We start from the raw sequence: 19,482 nt of genomic DNA on the forward strand, positions 1-19,482 counted from the left end.
TTACCTCCCTTTCAATTGATGATTGGCGTTGGGCGGCTTTGAGGGACAGGGGCCTGAAATGAGGCACGCTCATAAACCGCTTGTAATTCAGTAAGGTCTTGAATGGATTGCTGCACATCTTTTTGCATCAAGTCCTTCAGTTCTTGGTCAAACACAAGTCCTTGCATTAACTTTGATTTCGCTATACAAAGTGTTTTAAAGTTCACGATTTCATGTAAGTCTACAGCTTCGTGAGCTGCTAATGTTTGATGATCCATATTGATGCAACCTCCTTTTATCAACGTTACATTTCCCAAAATGAAGTTGAAGCATACAGAAAGAACACTCGGTATTATTTTTTGTTTATGCAGGAACGCTGTTTTTGCTCGTTAGCGTACATTACTCATGACATGGAATAAACTGCACTTTAAATGGTGAGTATATTTTGAACCTGAAAGACGAGTGAAGTTTTTTATGGAAACTTGACATCATGCTGTCAAGTTTCTTTTTGTATCATTAAAATGTATGACCAGTAAAAAGTATTTTTTATAGGAGGCACATAATATGAAGCTGCTGCAAATTAGACTTTTGGTGAACGATTTTAAGAAAAGCGTCGAGTTTTATAAAGATTCATTAGGACTTCCGATAAGTTGGTTAGAGAATGAAATGGAATATGCACTCTTTGATAATGGGGAAACGAAAATAGAGCTATTATCTCGAGAAACGATGGCTGAAATCGTTGGAGAGGAAAAACAATCTTTAGAAGGAGATGCTCAATCAAAATTTTTGCTTCAGTTTAAGGTAGCTGATGTTGACAAAACGTATGACGATTTACACAAAAAAGGAGTGAAATGTGTGAATAAACCGCATGATCGCAAGGAATGGAGTGCCCGAGTTGCTCACTTCAGAGATCCAGATCATAACCTGATTGAAATATATAAAATGATATAATTTTTCGACTTGCAAAATGATAGAATCAGCTTTTGATAACGCACCTTATCCTTTTAGTTACGCCCTAGAAAAAAAGCAAAGCCATAACACCCTTTGGACACTGAACTTACAGCATTTACGCTGGTTTGTTTGGTGTTCGTTTTTGATTAGATGAAAAAGGAGAAGTATCCACGAATCGAGGAAAAGCGCGGATACAAGGCAGCAGTACACGGATAGAGTTAATTGGTGGAAATGAACCGCATGATCCAAGTCCTTAATATCAAGCCTGACTGCCATTTATTTTGTATCTTTAATTGTCGAAAACATAGGAATAATTCCACTTTTGAAAGATCTAGTTTATGGTACATTGATACATATATGGGAGGGGAGGGGGCATGTTTCTGAAAGTAGATCTTGTAACTGGATTAAAGTAAGTCAAACGTACGGCATTTAAAGGGGAGGGTATAAGATGAATAAGCTAAAGAGACTAGGTATGCTAATGGTAATGATCGCATCATTGTTCATTTTTTCTAGTCATGCACTTGCGGCTCAGTATTATACGGTTTCAACAAGCAGCGGTGCGCCTGTAAATATGCGTAGCGGCCCAGGTACAAGTTGGGGAATTGTAACGACCATTCCGAGCGGAACCCGCATCCCGATCTATTGCTACAAAACCGGTACAACTGTAACTGGAAAGTATGGGACGAGTAATATTTGGAATTACACAGAGCGGACGCTTGCAAGCGGCGAGATCGTTCCTGGTTTTGTCTCTGATACTTATATGTATACAGGCTCAGACGGTCCGGTTGTTCCTAAATGCAGCTGGTAGCATTGTTCTATCGATTCTCAAAATGAAGAAATTGAAGAAAGAGGGATGACATTGGCTAAACTGAGAATGCTCAGTATGTTAACCGTTATGATTGCATCATTATTCATTTTTTCCAGTCAAGCGCTTGCCGTTCAGTACTTTACTGTCTCAACAAGCAGCGGTGCGCCTGTAAATATGCGCAGCGGTCCAGGTACAAATTACCCTATTATGCTTTCCATTCCGAGCGGCTCCCGTGTTCCTTATTATTGTTATGCTTATGGAACAACAGTGACTGGGAAGTATGGAACGAGTAATATTTGGGACCAAATCCAATGGAAAGATTCCCGGGGGATCGTAAATATTGGATATGTGTCTGACACGTATGTGTACACAGGCTCAGATGGCCCAGTCGGTTACAAATGCAACTAGCGATATACGGATCTCCCTCTTAGGGTCTATCAGAGAGAAACCATACCAATCACAATAGTTGGTATGGTTTTTGCTATGCTTGCGTCTTCTATTCCTGCATTTGTGGTGATTTTCAAAGTAGCTTCATGATGTTAGACACTGGTTGTTGGTGAGGACAAAATAACCAGCCGCATTAGGGTTCTAATGCTCTAAAATACGAAATTAAGATAGGGAACATCTCACATTGCCGTTCTCGTTATTGAAAAGTTCTCTTGGTCCTTTTATGAAAATTTTAATCAATCCTTAACCCGTATGTTTATTTTTTTCTAACATGTCGTGTAACCTCTCAGAAAATTCTTTATGATGCATGGTGTACCCCGTATGATTTCCGGGGAATTCAACCAATTCTGTTTCCAAGTGTTCTGCTAGGGCGTTCGCGCAGCGATAAGGAAAAAGCTCCCGTGAAGCACTTCCGCCAGCTGGGATTATCTTCACCGATGCAGATGTAAACACAGTTTTTAATGCTTCGATATCTAATGTATAGTTGAGAATTCCTTGAATTTCATAATCAGTGAAATACGTTGAATTGCCGAGGAGCCGTTTTGTCAGGACATTCTTTGATTGTTCGTCAATCTCTAATCTTGCTATTAACTTCGTGACTTCACCTCGATGATTTATCTTAAGGTCCTCCATGAATTGCTCGGCTTGTTTCAGCTCATTTCCATGCAGAAGCTGCAATAGGATTGGTTCGTGCGGGATCATGACACGTACTTGTTCAGGGTGGCGTATGCACAGATCAAGCCCTATAACAGCACCGGAGCTGCTTCCAAATACATAGGCCGGCTTATTGGTGATTTTGGCTAGAAGACGGTGAGCATCGTCGCTGTGTGTTTCCACACGGTAATTCTCAACCTGATGGGCGAGATTGCTGCGGGAATGGCCGCGGCGATCGTAAGTAACAACCGTGTACCAGTTAGCCAGATGATTGGCAACATGATGGAACTTGTCGGCATCACCGCCTCCGCCGTGGACCAAAAGAATGATTGGACCTGTGCCCCGCACCTGATAGTGGATGTTGGCGCCGGGTACTTGCAACGTTCCATTGTTTATCGTCATTTGTAAAACCTTCCTTTCTTCTCATCTCCCTTAACTTTACACAATGAGCCAATGGGATCATATGCAGGAAATAACTAAGAAACAAACTCGCCATATAAAAAGCACTGATTATATTTCATCAGTGCTTCCGTTTGGTTTATTTAGAGTAGACAATTTTTTTTATTGTTTCATCAGAGAGGTGATATTCCTCAGATAATTGATGAATGGTTTTGCCGTTTTTAAATGCTTTTTTAATAGAAGCGTTTCTGTCATCGATCAGCTTTCTTGTTCCTGAACACGCGCCCCATTTTTGATGAGAGGTTTCAGGTTTAGGAATATATATTGTTTCTCCTTGAACATACTTTTGAATTTCCGATATCAGCTTTTCAGGTAAAATAGCGGTTGCTTTTACATATGCCATTTCTGCCAGCTCCTTATTTTTTATGTTAAATAAGGTGCAAAGCCACTATATCAGAAAAGCTTACTTGGGCGATCTTTTAGAAAGTCTACCCCATGCAAAGTATCGCCTTCCCAATAATAGGCTTTGCATGGGACGTTGCGGAATCTGGCATTCTCATCTTGCTTGCCATTTACATCACCTCCATACCTATTTTCGATGATCATTTCCATTATAAATTAGAGTAAAGCTTTATGGCATCTTGTTAATGAAAGTTGAAGCAGTATGAAAATCAAAGGGGGAACTTCCAAGTAAGAAGGGCTGAGGATGATTGGCAAAGAAAAGAGTAAGATGCAAGTTATATTACTTTGGATTCAAAATATTGACAAAACAATGTATTTTCAACAATAGGACAGCCTCTTCATGTATACTAAGTCTGGATTTACAATATTTAGAAGGAGGCAATAAAATGAATATCAGTTTGAAGAAAAAAGCGGACTTCTGGAAAAAGGCAGCAATCTCATTACTTGTTTTCACCATGTTTTTTACCTTGATGATGAGCGAAACGGTTTTTGCGGCGGGACTGAATAAAGATCAAAAACGCCGGGCGGAACAGCTGACAAGTATCTTCGAAAACGGCACGACGGAGATCCAATATGGATATGTCGAGCCATTGGGTGACGGGCGAGGCTATACATGCGGACGGGCAGGTTTTACAACGGCTACCGGGGATGCATTGGAAGTAGTGGAAGAATACACAAAGGCAGTTCCGAATAACAAACTGAAAAAGTACCTGCCTGAATTGCGCCGTCTGGCCAAGGAAGAAAGCGATGACATAAGCAATCTTAAGGGCTTCGCTTCTGCCTGGAAGTCGCTTGCAAATGATAAGGAATTTCGCGCTGCCCAAGACAAAGTAAATGACCGTTTGTATTATCAGCCTGCCATGAAACGATCGGATAATGCCGGACTAAAAACAGCATTGGCAAGAGCTGTAATGTACGATACGGTTATTCAGCATGGCGATGGTGATGATCCTGACTCCTTTTATGCCTTGATTAAACGTACGAACAAAAAAGCGGGCGGTTCACCAAAAGACGGAATAGACGAGAAGAAGTGGTTAAATAAATTCTTGGACGTACGCTATGACGATCTGATGAATCCGGCAAATCATGACACCCGTGACGAGTGGAGAGAGTCGGTTGCCCGTGTGGACGTGCTCCGCTCTATCGCCAAGGAGAACAACTACAATTTAAATGGGCCGATTCATGTCCGTTCAAACGAGTACGGTCATTTCGTAATCAAATAAGCATTGAATAAAGCGGCAGCGTTTCTTGCCGCAGCATTCTCCGCATGATGTGAAAAAGACAAGAGACAAACAAGCTCTTGTCTTTCCTATATATGATCGTTCAGCATAAATATTTTAGAAAAATGTCAGTATCAAGTAATGAATGTATCACCAGGCGTATGCTTCAGGTGTCTCTCCTCCAGGTCCGGGAAAGATACTGTGTGTATTCAATCGACCATCAAACGGTTGCCTGAAAAGTATCGAGAGGCGCTCGAGTTAACTGAATATCAGGGGTTATCACAAAAAGAGCTGAGTGAAAAGCTCGGCATTTCTTACTCGGGAGCAAAATCAAGGGTACAACGCGGAAGGGGAAAATGAAAACAGCTGCTTGAGGGATGCTGTCATATTGAAGCGGATCAATATGGAAATATCGTAGACTTTCGTATTGTAAAGGAATAACTGATGAACAAAGTCAGTTTTCTAAAGTAAATTGGCCATCCGCTGCCAGATACGATTCTGCAATAGGAAGATGAAGTTCCCGTTGATGTAGGCAAGAGATAGATGTATAATATAAATCGTAACGTTTTCGATTTAATGAAAAGGAGTGTTGGAATGAAGATTTTATTTGCAAAGAGGTTAGGTATATTAGCTATAGGTTCATTACTCGTATTGTCAGGATGTCAGACTTCCGATTCATCTAAAGGTGAGTCTAATCAAACAACATCATCCTCAGCAGCTGAAGAAAACTCTTCCAAAGCGCAAGAGCACACATCTGAAAGTCACACACATGAACATTCTCACGATCATAGTCATGCGCATGATAAAGAAACAGAAAAAATGTATGAAGGCTATTTTAAAAACAGCCAAGTAAAGGATCGCCCACTTTCTGATTGGGAAGGAGATTGGCAATCTGTATTTCCATACCTGCAAGATGGTACTCTTGACGAAGTGTTTTCATATAAATCAGAACACGAAGGCGACAAGACAGCTAAAGAATATAAAGAGTATTATAAAAAAGGTTATCAAACAGATGTTGACCGTATTGTAATCCACAAAGATACTGTAACCTTCTTTAAAAATGGAAAAGAATATTCTGGTAAGTATACGTATGACGGATACGAAATTCTAACATATGATGCGGGCAATAGGGGGGTAAGATACATATTCAAACTTGCTAAAAAAGCGGAAGGGCTTCCTCAGTATATCCAGTTTAGCGATCATAGTATTTATCCGACTAAAGCTAGTCATTACCATCTCTATTGGGGTGACGATCGTGAAGCTTTACTTGATGAAGTCAAAAACTGGCCTACCTACTACCCATCAAAAATGGATGGGCACGATATTGCCCATGAGATGATGGCTCATTAAATGATGATTATTCTATGAAGTATGGTGTTCTTTTATCATAAAGTATGGAATGAAATATTTATACGCCCTTGTATTAGCTGCTGACCCTTCGCCAGCAGCTTTTTGTCCTCTTTAGTTTTTGGCGTTTTTTCTCTCCGCCGACGGTGATTTTTAAATTAAGGTGGTCTATAAGCCCGACAGCATCCAATTAAAAGTCAAGGGACTGCCCTGATGTTACTAGTTATCATTTTCTCATTTTGTTGAAATAGAAACAAAAAATGAATATAATATGGCTAGTGCACCAACTGGTGGGAGGGCAGGCCATGAACAAAGAAGAACAGCTCATATTGAATTTCAGAGACTTATTTAACAAGATGGTGTTGCTTAATAAGTCTAAGATGGAAGACAGTTTGAAGGGGTACAAGCCTTCTGAAGTACATTGTATTGAATCCATTGGGAAAAATGCTGATAGCAATGTGAGAAAACTTGCGGAGTCCCTTTATATGACGAGAGGTGCCATAAGTAAATTAACTAAGAAACTGATAAAAAAAGACCTTATTGAAAGCTACCAGAAGCCGGATAATAAAAAAGAAATTTATTTTAGGCTTACTGCGCAAGGCAAAGTAATTTATAACATCCATGAGGAACTCCATAAAGAGTTTCGAGAACGGGACAAAGTCGTTTTTGAACAAGTTACCGAAGAACAATTTGACAGTATGCTTAGCTTCGTGGAAAAGTACAGCAGGCATTTGGATACTGAAATAAAGAAACAGGGAATAGCTGTTAATTAGATCGGATAAATAGAATAAAGAAACCATAGTCAGCCCAACTCTATTGTGAATGGGCTGTCTTTTTTATTCTTAATTTTGTTGACAGGGAAACAATATGGTGCTATCTTTTTGTTGACGAGGAAACAAAATGGTTCTGAGAGGAGAATAATATGTCAAAAGATCAAATAAAGAAATCAGGCTTATCGAAAGAAATTCTCTCGGCTGCCTGGGCAATTGCACTTGGAGCAATTGCTCCAATGCTTGATTCAACTATGGTAAACATCGCCATTGACAAATTAAATAAAGATTTCAGCACGACGTTGGATACCATTCAATGGTCCATTACAGGTTATGTTTTAGCCCTTGCTATTGCAGTTCCTGTATCCGGATGGCTTATGAACAAATTTAACGGAAAGAAAATCTTAATCGGTGCAGTCATCGCCTTTGGTGTAACTTCTGTTTTTGCTGGGGTTAGTTGGAAAATTTCTAGCTTTATCTTATTCCGTTTACTTCAAGGATTTAGCGCTGGGATTATTACCCCGCTTATGTCAACGCTATTGGTTAAAACAGCAGGCCGAGAACATATAGGGAAAGTGATGGCTATTGTCAGCACACCAATGATTTTGGGCCCAATCTTAGGACCTGTAATCGGGGGCTTCATCGTCCAAGCTACATCATGGCATTGGATTTTCTTCATCAACGTGTTCATCGTTTTGATTGCTGCACCACTGATGATGAAAACTCTTCCAGACTTTGAGCCATTCAACAAAAATAGCAAACTTGATATTTTTGGAATTATCAATTTATCCTTAATGAGTGCAGCAATGATATACGGAATTACGAAAGCAGCGGACCATGCATCATTTAACAATAGCGAAACAATCCTATGGACGGGCATCGGCCTCGCATTAGCTGTAATTTACATCGTATATAACCGAATCAGAAAAAATCAAACCGTACTCCCCATAAATTTGTTTGCACACAAAAACTTCTTAGCATCCAGCGTCGGGTTATTATTAGCGAATATTGCCGTCATGGGACCCATGTTAATACTTCCATTGTTCTTTCAAAACTTCCGTCATTTCACGGCAATCGAAGCTGCGCTAGCATTAATCCCTCAAGGAGTCGGGATGCTTGTTACTCGGCCAATGATTGGAAAAATGATTGATCGGATCGGTGCGAAATACGTCGTTATGGCCAGTCTTGTTCTTTCGCTTATCGGGTCTATTCCACTTATCTTTATCACCGATAAAACGAGTATGATTTGGATTTCCATCATATTATTCATCCGTGGGACCAGTTTTGGAGGAATTATGCTTCCATTGACGAGTGATGCTTATACAGGACTTGGCAGCAAACAACTTCCAGAAGCAGGTGTCGGTATTCATATTATTGAGAATCTTGGTTCGAGCTTTGGTACGGCTGTTATCGCCACTGTGGTCGCAACTGTCATGCAAGGATTACAACCAACGATTGCGAATGGCTTAAAAGGTTACCATGCTGGGTTCTTAGTATCCACCATTGTCCTTGCTGTAATCTTCATCCCAAGTCTATTCCTCACACATAAAAAAGCTAAATAAGCAAATGAGAATTGGTGATTATTGGATTTGTATACTTGTATCAATCGGGAACTAAAAAACTCTGTGCTTACTAGTACAGCGGAAATCAGAGGGGAAGCTAAAGAACATATATTAGAAGAGATGCCCTATCCTTTAAGAGAGCGGTATGCATAGTTGACAACTGTAAAAAACAGATGAAGAGAATGTAAAGGGGAGCCTTAATTTTTCGCGCTTATCACGTAGTAAGTAGCTGAAAAGAAGGAGAATACAGACAAGTGATTCGTTTTAAAAAGAACCGCCTTCGACCTTAATAAGTTGAAGCGGTTTTTGCTGTACAAACAGTTAGCTGTCTTGGCTACCGGGCGGGCTGCTTACCAAAGCTAACTGTTAAATTGAAATGAAAAAAGGGCCTTTTAAAGCCCCTTTTAAGCCAATTGCCGCACTGGTTGCTCGACATGTTTTAGTTTTTCACAACGGACAAACTGACACTGTTGCCTGAGACTGTTACTTTAGCAAAGTCTTGAGTATCAATCACAGGTGTTATGGCTTTGTTGTCGATGGTGATGTTTGTAAAAGATGTTGAAAAATTTGATTTGATAGATTGGCGTGACCCTGTTGTTGCAACTGTAGCGAGTGCTTTCCATTTAGAGATGGAGCCGACATTTGTTTTGCTGATTTCTGAAATGAGACGGCCGTTGTATCCCGCATTGTTCGTGCCCCAGTAGGTAGCGCGGGTATTGCCGTTAAGATTTTTGTAGATGGTAAGTTGTACGGTGCTGCCTGGACGGAAACCTTTCGTATTCGTGAATTGGCTTCCACCTTCGAGGTACTGAACCTGATCCTGTCCTTTTGAACCAACTTTCATATATGGTTTCCATACATTATATTTATCACTGTACTGAAGCCCGATATCGGATTCTGTGCCTCCGCTAAAGCCAGAGTAGATGTAGGCTGTTCCATTTGAAACTTGAATGGAGCTAGGAAGCTGGATTTTCGTTACAAGAATGGCACCAGTGCTGTTCAAGTAAGCCCTCCCGCCGATTCCATCAGTTAGCTGTGATGCAGCTTCTGCGGTTTTTGGGCTAATAATACCCGGCACATCTACTGCACATGTGCCCAAAAGCATGGTTGCCGTAAGCGCACCCGCAAGCAGTCCTTTTTTCATCATCAATGTTTCCTCCTATCATTATAATTAGAAAACGCTATCATCTTGTATTATAAAACATTATGAAAAAAATTCCGTAATAAACATGCAGATAGACACAGAATTTACACTTTATGACTTTATAGATCTGGCAAACGGTTGATTCATAATCTCAAATAATGCCCTATGAAGTGTACATTTAACTATAAATTTCTAATGTGCTTGTGCTTAAAAGAAATTCAATATAAAAAAGGGGGAGAGATAAGAGAGGGAAAAATATAAACATAAAAGGGTAATGAAGTGGGCTTTTGAAGCCCGCTTCTTAGTTCATATTTCCCTTCAGGAGACTGTCTTTATCATTTTGTACATTTACTGAAAACCCATAATTTGCATTGTTTATAACCAGGAGCCCTTACATTCAATGTCCAACATGACTCCTTTGATTTTCATCTAATATTTCAAACAATGTTTTGTACTTTAATACGATTTCGTGGTCATCGACTTTATGGCCTGAATTGAAAAAGGTGATTGAGCCCGATCCTTTACCAAGCTGGTTACGCTCTGCAAGTATTTTCTTCAACTGTTTTGCAGTACCGACGCTGCCTGAAATAATATCAACTTTTTTTCCAAACAGTTTTTCAAAACTGTTTTTGAAAAACGGAAAATGAGTGCATCCTAACACAATGGTTCCGTATTGTTTCAAATCAAAAGAAGATAGTTCATTCTTTAGATATTTAATGATCTTGTCTTCATTAAAATCAAAGTTCTCAGCAAATTCAACCAGCCCTGGAAGAGCTAAGCAATCAACAAGGTCATGGTGATCAACTTCTTTTACTAGATGATGAAATTTCTCTTCTTTAAGCGTCAAATGAGTAGCAACTACGAGAACTCTTTTCCTTTCCTCCTCACAGTTTTTTATAGCAGGTTTTACAGCAGGCTCTATTCCGATTATCGGAAAGTCGAAGTTTCTCCGAAGATCTTCTATAGCTATGCTAGTAGCTGTATTACATGCAATAACAAGAGCTTTGATATTTTGACTGGCTAGAAATTCAACTGCATTAAAAATATATTCTTTCACTTCTATCTTTGATTTTTCACCGTATGGAACAGTAAAGTGTCCGCATAAAAAATGTAATCTTCATAAGGAAGAACTTTTATGGCCTCATACAATACAGTCATTCCACCTATTCCAGAATCAAAGAAACCTATTTTCATAACTTTTCACGCTTTCTATCTAATCTTTTTTTATCATATGACTTCATATCATTTGAATCAAATGAAAAAGGCTGATTTTAATATTCGAGTTAAATATGGGGGCTATCGATTTTTTGAATAGGCAGCAACTCTTGAGAAGAGAGAGAAGACCAATAGTGAAAACTTGGTGATGTAAAATGTGGCGAAAACATCAAGATCGCACCAACCAGTCAAGTCTTCGGATTCTGGGCTAGATTCTGGATGATTTTACGGTTCAGGGTGCGAAATCACAAAAAAAAGCAAACTGACTTGTCGGAGTTTGCTTGTTGGCTCTATCCAAACAATGAGCTGCACCTATATTTTTATATCCTCCGGGCAAAGCTTATGTAAAAGCTGCTTAACCGACATTTCCTCAGTTAATGATCGTATCCCTTGACCTGCCCATAAAGACATCTGATCATGGTTATTTTGAAGTGAAGCCTGCTGCCTCATTGCCTTTGTTAGTGTATTTTGATAGGGATACGGAAGGGTTTGTGTCTCATAATGTTCTTTTTCTTCCATCCATTTATTTACGATTCCTCTGGCCTCTTTACCTGAAAATAGTTTCGTAAGCTTTGTATCTGCTTCGTTTGCCTCTCGTATTTTCTGTTTATGCACTGGATGTGCGCTGCTCTCGTGACAAATTAAAAAGGCAGACCCAATTTGAACGCCTTGGGCTCCAAGGGTTAAAGCTGCTTTTACTCCTCTGTGGTCTATAATTCCCCCAGCAGCTATGACAGGTACACTCAATGCATCTGCTGCTTGTGGAATCAGAGCCATTAAACCTATGGCAGATTCACCTTTGGAAGGTAAAAATGCTCCGCGATGTCCACCGGCTTCGCTTCCTTGAAGGACGACGATATCCATTCCCCGTTCCTCCATTAACAATGCTTCTTCCACTGTTGAAGCGGTTCCAATTAAACAGCATCCAGCAGTTTTTAGCTCCTTGACTGCGTCTTCCGGAGGCAGATCAAAAGTGAATGAGCAAGCCTTTACCTTGTATCTTAAAATCATATCAATTTTTTGATAGAAATCATCCCACTCTTCTTGCACAGGTGTGAATTGATTTATTTGATTCGCTAACGGTATGTTTGCTTTCCACTTTTTAACCTGGTCTTCTGGCGGCATTTCTAGACCTAGCGGAACAAACACATTAATTTGAAAAGGAGCGTCTGTCAGCTCAAACATTTCTTTTATTTGTTGTTCTAGCAGTTCTGGCTTAAGGTACCCCGATGCTAAACTACCAAGAGCACCTTGATTTGAAACAGCAGATGCCAGTTGCGGCTTTGTAATGCCGCCAGCCATTGGAGCTTGAATAATCGGTTTTGTTAAGGAAAGCTTCTTCATAAATTCATTCATACCGAATCCCCCCGTTAAGACATGACTTTTGAAAAAGTGTCATTTCTCATTTTCCTCAAAAACTCGTATTCGCTTAAATATATCGTTTTCCTTCTTTTTGTCAACCAATGTTTTTCTGAAAATGGTCCCTCATATTCGTTAAAAAAGCAGTTAAAGCAGGGGTAATGAAAGTGTCTTTTCGCCTGATAAACATGGTTGATACGAAAGAATAATAAGAGAACTTCATGTAAACTAAAGCTTAGAAGAATAAATCATTTCGTGAGTGAGTCATATACATAAGGTTATTTCATTCAAGAGTAAAAAAATCTATATGACGTGCACAAAAATAACACGGCGATATGGATGACATCTATTGATAATGAAAAATCTTTATTTCATAATAAAATCAATATTCGGTTTTAGAGTTAGATGTTAGGCTGTATAAAGAAAAGTCTGAAACGGAGGAATACATGCAATGCGAAGTGAACAGGAAATGATGGACATGTTTTTAGACTTTGCTTTGAACGATGAGAGAATCCGATTGGTCACTTTAGAAGGGTCACGTACAAACAAACATATTCGCCCCGACAACTTCCAAGATTATGACATTTCTTATTTTGTAACTGATATAGAATCTTTTAAAGAAAATGATCAGTGGCTTGAAATCTTTGGGAAGCGCATTATGATGCAAAAACCCGAAGATATGGAGCTTTTCCCTCCCGAATTAGGTAATTGGTTTTCATACATTATTCTTTTTGAGGATGGCAACAAAGTAGATCTAACCCTTATTCCAATTCGTGAAGCAGAAGATTATTTTGCTAATAACGATGGTTTGGTTAAGGTCTTGCTCGATAAGGATACGTTCATCAGCTATGAAGTGACCCCAAATGACCGCCAATATTGGACGAAAAAACCGACTGCAAGGGAATTTGATGATTGCTGTAATGAGTTCTGGATGGTTTCGACTTACGTAGTCAAAGGATTAGCAAGAAATGAAATCCTTTTTGCCATTGATCATTTAAATGAAATCGTCCGTCCTAATCTATTGAGAATGATGGCTTGGCATATCGCATCCCAGCAAGGATATTCATTTAGTATGGGGAAGAACTATAAGTTTATGAAACGTTACCTTTCAAATAAAGAATGGGAAGAACTCATGTCTACCTATTCTATGAGTGGGTATCAAGAAATGTGGAAGTCTTTATTTACTTGCTATGCATTATTTAGAAAGTATTCAAAAGCTGTATCAGAAAGTCTTGAATATAAGTATCCTGATTACGATGAAGGTATCACTAAGTATACGGAAGGTATTTATTGCTCAGTAAAGTGATAAGAATATAGATCGTCTTCATATGATGTTTGATTCTGGCTGATATGTAGAATTGCAGTATGATTATCATCAGTTCCTGTTTTTATTTCACTCATACTATACTTTCCATTAATAATGGATATATGCATTCACGAGCTTATCAGCATGTTAGTGTAAGCATGGAGTTTTTCAGTGATTCATTTACTAGGCAGCACGCTTGTAAAATTTTTGTTCTTTTTAACGAAATGGTGCATTATAATAAACCTATAGATATAGAAAAAACAAAAGAATAAAAAGGAGGATTTTTGTGTTTCAAACCTTAGAGCATTTTTTGAAATCTTGGGAGTTCGAAGCAGATGCTACACAGAAACTATTAAATAGTCTGACTGATGAATCACTTAAACAAGAAATAACTTCACAAAATTGGACTCTAGGCCGTATTGCTTGGCATACCGTTGCTGCCATTCGCATCATTACCTCAAACACAGACTTAACGTTCCAAGCCCCAGCTGAGGATTATCCTGTTCCAACTTCTGCTCAGTTTATTGCTGACAGCTATCATCAAGCCAGTAATGCATTTGTACAGGCATTAAAAACCCAATGGACTGACCATACACTTCAAGAAAATATCAACTTTATTGGACAACAAATGCCTAACGGTTCACTTTTGATGTTTTTGATTCAACATCAAAATCACCATCGAGGACAAATGACTGTTCTCATGAGACAAGCAGGTTTAACTGTTCCAGGTATTTATGGTCCAGCAAAAGAAGAATGGACAAAATTTGGTTTGGAAGCCCCGAAAATGTAATCAAACTTTTTATAAAAAAGTTACGCTATGACAACATATTAGAAGATGTTTTGATCATTCTCTTTTCAAAACATGTTCTTTTTTTGTGCGTTTATCAACGATATTTTCCAAACGCTTCAAATAACAATGACCTTCCGCACCAATGATGTAGGTATGATTTCTCATGCTGGAGGCAGGTTATTACCGCGTCACCACCTAAATTCATACAATGAGTAAAGCCTCCCAGCGAGAAGCGAGGTCAACATAGTCATTACTTCGTTCGACAAATTCTGCAAATCGTAGACAACCTCCTGATTATTTGGATAATTAACTGGATAGGAGGGGGAAAGTTGTCATATTTCATTATACTTATCATCGTTCTATTAATCGGAGCATTGGTAACTGCAGCAGTCGGTATCATCTCTTCAAAAATGGAGGTAACCTCGCCGAAAACCACAATTGAATCTAAAGAGGAAGAACAGAAAAGTTTTTATACACTGAAATAAAGGAGAGAAAGAGCATCTCCTACGGGGGTGTTTTTAATAGAGGAGTTGGAAAAACTGAATCAGGCTAATTTACTTTTAAGATTCATCCTTGAAATGACTGCACTAATCTCCATAGGGGTGTTTGCTTGGTTAAGCTTTAATGGTTATTTTAAATATGTTTTCACTTTGGTTTTACCTATTGCAGTTATGATTGTCTGGTCTGTATTTGCAGTACCTCATGATCCTAGTCGAAGTGGACAAACTGTAATACCTGTAAACGGGATAACAAGGTTAGTTATTGAATTATTGATCTTTGCAATGGCTGTTGCAGCGCTTTATTTTAGTCACTTAAAACCAGTTGGCATTATCTTTTTATGTCTTATCATACTGCACTACATCATTTCAGCTGAGCGTATCAAATGGCTTCTAAATCAATAGTCTTTCATTTCAGCACTCCTTATGAGAGTGCTTTTTCTTATTCGCTGTCGATTCAGTGGTTCCCAGATTAGATTATTGGCGGTTAATGGCTTGGACACAGTTGCAGTTTAGAACGCATTTTCCAATAAGGAAGGCGCTCATTTGAAATTCATCATTAAACAATTGTACAAAAGTAAAATTTGTATTTAAAATGTAGTAATAAATAGAAATTCTGCGTAGGAGGGTATCTTGTGGAAGAAAAGAAAAAAGCTTTAATCATTGTGGATGTACAAAAAGCCTTCGATGATAAAAAATGGGGGGAACGAAATAACGTAAAGGCGGAAGAAAACATTAGTAAAATACTGAAATTATGGAGAGAAAAAGGATGGACAGTCATATACATACAACACACTTCTGATAAACCTCATTCTTTATTCCATCCAGAGAATGAAGGGTTTGTTATAAAGGAAATAGTTAAGCCTATGGATGAAGAAGTCATTATAACCAAGAAAGTAAATAGCAGCTTTATTGGTACGAATTTAGAAGAATTCTTAAAATTAAATGGAATAACAACTGTAGTAATAACTGGTTTAACCACGCCTCACTGTGTATCAACAACCACAAGAATGAGTGGTAATTTGGGGTTTGATACATACCTGATTTCAGATGCAACAGCAGCCTTCGGAATGAGAGACCAAAATGGTACATATTATGATGCGGCGACTATTCATAATATATCTCTAGCTACATTGCATGATGAATTTGCCACAATAGTAACAACTGATCAATTAATAAATGATTTTATAAAAACTCACTGATGAAAAACATTTAATAATAAAGCGGCAGGCGCCTTTCCAATAGGAAGGGCGCTCTGATCCGAATTCCCGCTTTATTTGCTCAACGGAACTATTAACCTCAGGCAGCACAATTTCTGTCCAAACCGCATTTCCACAGTACACAGGCACAAATAGCCAGCCCTTCGCCTTGATTGGCTCATTCATTAAGATATATGGGATGGCTGGGACAATTAAACCCCTTCTGTAGCAGAAGGGGAGGGGTACATTCAGTTACCTCATTTTAGATCCGGTTTTACTGTCTTTTTATGATGGTTTCAGGTGATGAAACAAAATAAAGCCTTACTGATTTATGGATCAAACTCCTTTATGGATCGAAACGCTAGTGTATTATATTTCGAGATGTTTAATTAATTTAGCTGGGTTGCGCCCAACTACAACACATTTTTAGCAACAACAGAACCACAGCAATAACAGAACCACAGCAATAACCACATTGTTACCTATCGTAACTCCTGGATTCATGACTGAACTTCCTCCAATTCATAGGAGTGAAGGATTTTTAAGTTTTTATTTTTCTTTTATTTCTGTCCTGGCCGAAATAAAGCTCTGGAATGAAATCAATCAGTGTTTTACCGATGCAAAATATTTTCTTCAAGCGATTCATTTTCCTTCCAGATGTCTTTTAAAGTCCAATAAGTGAATTCCTCAACCCTTACAGCGCCTTTCTCAGAAAAAAGCTCAATGCCCAATCGATCTTTTTTCGGGTAAATGCGGCTAGTCATCGTTATTTCTCCGTGGTTTGCGAATACTTCGATCGAGGATCTGTCAACAAATAGACGCAGTGTCAGCTTTCCATTTGCTTCTAGCGGCGCATGTCTCACACTGTCTCGCGATTTCCCCATCTTAGAGCAATCGAGTGACAGCTTATGATCAGTTATGCTGTATGTGATAGCCATTTCTTCTTCTTCAAGGCCGCGAATTTTCAGCCCTACTGATTCGGCACTGCAATCTGTTAAGTCATACACGACTTGAATTTCAAGAAGCTCTTCGGCTATTTTTGCCAGGTAATTCTCTGAAATCAACTGATTAGCACAGTCCAGATGTTTTGATTTTCGCAACAACTTAGTTTCTTCCACTGGATTCATCAAAATTTTATGATCATCCCGCAATGTTAATTCTCTCGGTAATGTCAAAGCACCGCACCATCCATCTGCTTTTGTCGGCATCTCGGACTCCCACATATCCATCCAGCCGATGGCAATTCTGCGTCCTTTATCATCTAATAACGTTTGTACAGCATAGAAGTCATGGCCGTGATCCAGCTCTGTAAAAGCACCGTACACAAATTTGTTTGTTTCACCATTATATTCTCCGATTAAATAGCCGGTTTGATGCAAATTATTATATAAATCACCGTCTGCCTCAATGCCCTGCGGAGATATCAGCAAGACATGTTTGCCGCCCAATTCGAAGAAGTCAGGACATTCCCACATATAGCCGAGATTTCCATCACTTTGGGCAAGAACACCTTTGTATTCCCAATCTCGCAAATTAGGCGAGCGGTATAAAATAACTCGTCCTACGTTTTCTTTCGTTGAATTTCCGACTACCATATACCAGCTGTTACGATCCTTCCATACTTTGGGGTCGCGGAAATGGCGGGAGCTGTCTGCCGGCGGCTTCGCAATGACAGGGTTTTCCTGAAGCTTTTCAAACACGATCCCGTCTTGACTGACAGCGATATTTTGATTTTGATAGAAAATGTCTTTCTCTTGATCTATCACATTATGCCCTGTATAAATTAAAGCAAGTTTTCCGTTATAATCTACTGCGCTTCCTGAGAAACAGCCGCTTTTATCAAAAGAGTCACCGGGAGCTAAAGCGACCGGGAGATGTTCCCAATGAATGAGATCCTTGCTTTTTACATGGCCCCAATGCATTTGTGCCCAATTCTCATCATACGGATGATGCTGATAAAAAACATGGTATTCTCCTTTATAGTGTATAAGACCGTTCGGGTCATTTATCCAGTTTGCCCGAGGCATAATATGATACCCTAATCGATAGCGAGTGTTCATCTTTTCCTCCGCTTTTTTCAACGCTTCTTCTGCCTGTTTGATTCTATCCATTTGTGACATCCTCTCTATATCTGTTTTTTTGAAAAGGTGAAGCATATCCAACACCTTTCTTTGAATCTAATAAAGTGAAAATTGAAATAATTGTGAAGCACAAAGCCAGGGTCCCCATGAAAAGATATGTGTGACGGAAACCTATACTATCGTATAAACCACCCGCAATCGGAGAGAAAATCGATGTACCTACTTGAGATGCAAATTGAAAGCCGACAAGGTAAAGAACGGATGAAAGACGTGTATCAAAATTCGCGGCTAAATATTTGAAAATCGCAATCAGCATGATTGGCAATTCTAAAGCATGAATTAGTTTCATCGATGAAATTCCTAACGGCCCGATGACAATTCCAGACCCAATAATACGGAAAGACATCAAAAGCCCCGCGAGAATCAAGCTTTTTTTAGGGCCAAGTTTATTAACGATAAAGGGGGCCAGAAACAACATACCTGCCTCAATAAATACTTGAAATGAGTTTAAATATCCAAATATCTGATTCCCCATAGCCGATGTGGGAAATAAAGAAGCGTAGTAAATCGGGAATTGCTGATCATAGACGCCGTACACGCATGTCACCCCGATTACGTACAACATTAAAAACCAAAAGTCTTTTAATAGAAAGAGTCCTCCTACGTCTTTTAACCGGATCGAATCCGCTCTTTCCTTATCATAATCCGTCATCTCAATTTTTATGGACATAATAATGGCAACCAAAATGACTGCTGAAAGGGAAGCAATCCAGAAATTGATATTCGGATTGATATTGAACAGCTGTCCTGCAAAAAAAGTTGCTACCGCCCAGCCGAGTGAACCCCACATCCTTGTCTTGCCGTATTCGAACTGATATTTTCGGCTGACCTTTTCAATATAGGTTTCAATAGCGCCAACTCCCGCAAGAAAAGCAGTTCCTAGATAAATACCGCCGACAATAGCGCCAAGGAAGACATCATATTGTAAAAGAGGTCCGTAGATAAAGATATAAAACGGCCCGGTAAAAACAATAAGTATACTAATCATAAATAATATGTTTTTCTTCAGCCCAAGTTTATCAGAGATAAAGCCATATAAAGGCTGCATGCATAAAGTAAAGATAGCGTTTACAGAAAAGATGATCCCAGTCGCCGATCCATTCAATTTGACTTCCTGTCCCAACCAAATCGCAAACAAAGAGTAGCTGGAAGACCAGGTAAAAAAGAAAAAGAAGAGATAAGCGCTCAGTTTCCAATACAGACTTTTTGAGCCTTTCATTTCTACAGCTCCT

General features: G+C 39.1%; 19 protein-coding genes and 3 pseudogenes. 13 read left to right on the top strand and 9 right to left on the bottom strand.

The window, feature by feature from the left end:
• Window positions 1-11: 11 nt before the first annotated feature.
• Window positions 12-257 (bottom strand): hypothetical protein, encoded by a 246-nt coding sequence (locus ACQXR1_RS04435; RefSeq protein ID WP_014477469.1) that lies wholly within the window; start codon window positions 255-257, stop codon window positions 12-14.
• A gap of 286 nt (window positions 258-543) precedes the next feature.
• On the opposite strand from ACQXR1_RS04435, the gene ACQXR1_RS04440 reads away from it, so the two are divergent.
• The 3 genes from ACQXR1_RS04440 (at window position 544) to ACQXR1_RS04450 (ending at window position 2,146) form a co-directional block, all read left to right on the top strand.
• Entirely contained in the window at window positions 544-930 is a 387-nt protein-coding gene (locus ACQXR1_RS04440) for a VOC family protein (protein WP_430771786.1), read from the top strand.
• A gap of 448 nt (window positions 931-1,378) precedes the next feature.
• Window positions 1,379-1,738, top strand: coding sequence for an SH3 domain-containing protein (locus ACQXR1_RS04445; protein ID WP_069839574.1), 360 nt, complete (start codon window positions 1,379-1,381; stop codon window positions 1,736-1,738).
• A gap of 51 nt (window positions 1,739-1,789) precedes the next feature.
• Complete coding sequence (locus tag ACQXR1_RS04450; protein ID WP_103749966.1) at window positions 1,790-2,146, top strand: SH3 domain-containing protein; 357 nt, start codon at window positions 1,790-1,792, stop codon at window positions 2,144-2,146.
• Between the two features lie 282 nt (window positions 2,147-2,428).
• On the opposite strand, the gene ACQXR1_RS04455 is transcribed toward ACQXR1_RS04450, so the two are convergent.
• Both ACQXR1_RS04455 and ACQXR1_RS04460 read right to left on the bottom strand, forming a co-directional pair.
• Entirely contained in the window at window positions 2,429-3,241 is an 813-nt protein-coding gene (locus tag ACQXR1_RS04455; protein ID WP_430771787.1) for an alpha/beta hydrolase, read from the bottom strand.
• Between the two features lie 136 nt (window positions 3,242-3,377).
• A complete protein-coding gene (locus tag ACQXR1_RS04460; protein ID WP_255220428.1) occupies window positions 3,378-3,650 on the bottom strand; it encodes a CD3324 family protein in 273 nt (90 codons plus the stop codon).
• 436 nt (window positions 3,651-4,086) lie between these two features.
• Here ACQXR1_RS04460 and csn point away from each other — a divergent pair, with 436 nt between their 5' ends.
• From csn to ACQXR1_RS04485, 5 genes and pseudogenes are all read left to right on the top strand, one after another.
• Window positions 4,087-4,923, top strand: coding sequence for a chitosanase (gene csn, locus ACQXR1_RS04465; protein WP_069839571.1), 837 nt, complete (start codon window positions 4,087-4,089; stop codon window positions 4,921-4,923).
• Between the two features lie 195 nt (window positions 4,924-5,118).
• Window positions 5,119-5,361, top strand: a pseudogene (locus ACQXR1_RS04470) (sigma factor-like helix-turn-helix DNA-binding protein); the annotation flags it as partial.
• Window positions 5,362-5,514: 153 nt separating this feature from the next.
• Window positions 5,515-6,270 (top strand): metal-binding protein ZinT, encoded by a 756-nt coding sequence (locus ACQXR1_RS04475; protein ID WP_071581495.1) that lies wholly within the window; start codon window positions 5,515-5,517, stop codon window positions 6,268-6,270.
• Window positions 6,271-6,572: 302 nt separating this feature from the next.
• On the top strand, window positions 6,573-7,040 hold the full coding sequence (locus ACQXR1_RS04480; RefSeq protein WP_038829673.1) for a MarR family winged helix-turn-helix transcriptional regulator: 468 nt from the start codon (window positions 6,573-6,575) through the stop codon (window positions 7,038-7,040).
• Between the two features lie 149 nt (window positions 7,041-7,189).
• Window positions 7,190-8,599, top strand: coding sequence for an MDR family MFS transporter (locus tag ACQXR1_RS04485; protein ID WP_103749968.1), 1,410 nt, complete (start codon window positions 7,190-7,192; stop codon window positions 8,597-8,599).
• Between the two features lie 439 nt (window positions 8,600-9,038).
• Here the strand turns inward: ACQXR1_RS04485 and ACQXR1_RS04490 are convergent, their stop codons facing one another.
• The 4 genes and pseudogenes from ACQXR1_RS04490 to ACQXR1_RS04505 form a co-directional block, all read right to left on the bottom strand.
• A complete protein-coding gene (locus ACQXR1_RS04490; protein WP_151257265.1) occupies window positions 9,039-9,746 on the bottom strand; it encodes a YrpD family protein in 708 nt (235 codons plus the stop codon).
• 394 nt (window positions 9,747-10,140) lie between these two features.
• Window positions 10,141-10,937 (bottom strand): annotated as a pseudogene (gene murI, locus ACQXR1_RS04495) (glutamate racemase).
• 333 nt (window positions 10,938-11,270) lie between these two features.
• Window positions 11,271-12,314, bottom strand: coding sequence for a nitronate monooxygenase (locus ACQXR1_RS04500; protein ID WP_306289633.1), 1,044 nt, complete (start codon window positions 12,312-12,314; stop codon window positions 11,271-11,273).
• A 100-nt stretch (window positions 12,315-12,414) separates the two neighbouring features.
• A pseudogene (locus ACQXR1_RS04505) lies at window positions 12,415-12,525 on the bottom strand (LysR family transcriptional regulator); the annotation flags it as partial.
• A gap of 243 nt (window positions 12,526-12,768) precedes the next feature.
• Between ACQXR1_RS04505 and aadK the strand changes: the two are divergent.
• From aadK to ACQXR1_RS04530, 5 genes are all read left to right on the top strand, one after another.
• Entirely contained in the window at window positions 12,769-13,623 is an 855-nt protein-coding gene (gene aadK / locus ACQXR1_RS04510; RefSeq protein ID WP_306645081.1) for an aminoglycoside 6-adenylyltransferase AadK, read from the top strand.
• A gap of 286 nt (window positions 13,624-13,909) precedes the next feature.
• The gene (locus ACQXR1_RS04515; protein ID WP_014664731.1) at window positions 13,910-14,413 is read left to right on the top strand and encodes a DinB family protein; all 504 of its coding nucleotides are present in this window, start codon (window positions 13,910-13,912) and stop codon (window positions 14,411-14,413) included.
• A 329-nt stretch (window positions 14,414-14,742) separates the two neighbouring features.
• Entirely contained in the window at window positions 14,743-14,898 is a 156-nt protein-coding gene (locus ACQXR1_RS04520; RefSeq protein WP_014664730.1) for a hypothetical protein, read from the top strand.
• 45 nt (window positions 14,899-14,943) lie between these two features.
• The gene (locus ACQXR1_RS04525) at window positions 14,944-15,315 is read left to right on the top strand and encodes a YrdB family protein (protein ID WP_430771788.1); all 372 of its coding nucleotides are present in this window, start codon (window positions 14,944-14,946) and stop codon (window positions 15,313-15,315) included.
• Between the two features lie 230 nt (window positions 15,316-15,545).
• Window positions 15,546-16,112: a cysteine hydrolase family protein gene (locus tag ACQXR1_RS04530; RefSeq protein WP_069839564.1), complete on the top strand. Its 567-nt coding sequence runs from the start codon at window positions 15,546-15,548 to the stop codon at window positions 16,110-16,112.
• Between the two features lie 608 nt (window positions 16,113-16,720).
• Here ACQXR1_RS04530 and ACQXR1_RS04535 read toward each other — a convergent pair.
• Complete coding sequence (locus ACQXR1_RS04535; RefSeq protein ID WP_430771789.1) at window positions 16,721-18,220, bottom strand: glycoside hydrolase family 32 protein; 1,500 nt, start codon at window positions 18,218-18,220, stop codon at window positions 16,721-16,723.
• The gene (locus ACQXR1_RS04540; RefSeq protein WP_430771790.1) at window positions 18,213-19,469 is read right to left on the bottom strand and encodes an MFS transporter; all 1,257 of its coding nucleotides are present in this window, start codon (window positions 19,467-19,469) and stop codon (window positions 18,213-18,215) included. The genes ACQXR1_RS04535 and ACQXR1_RS04540 overlap by 8 nt, the downstream gene beginning before the upstream one ends.
• Between the last annotated feature and the right edge of the window lie 13 nt (window positions 19,470-19,482).

The organism is Bacillus sp. ATD, from assembly GCF_050585765.1.
GTDB lineage: Bacteria > Bacillota > Bacilli > Bacillales > Bacillaceae > Bacillus > Bacillus stercoris.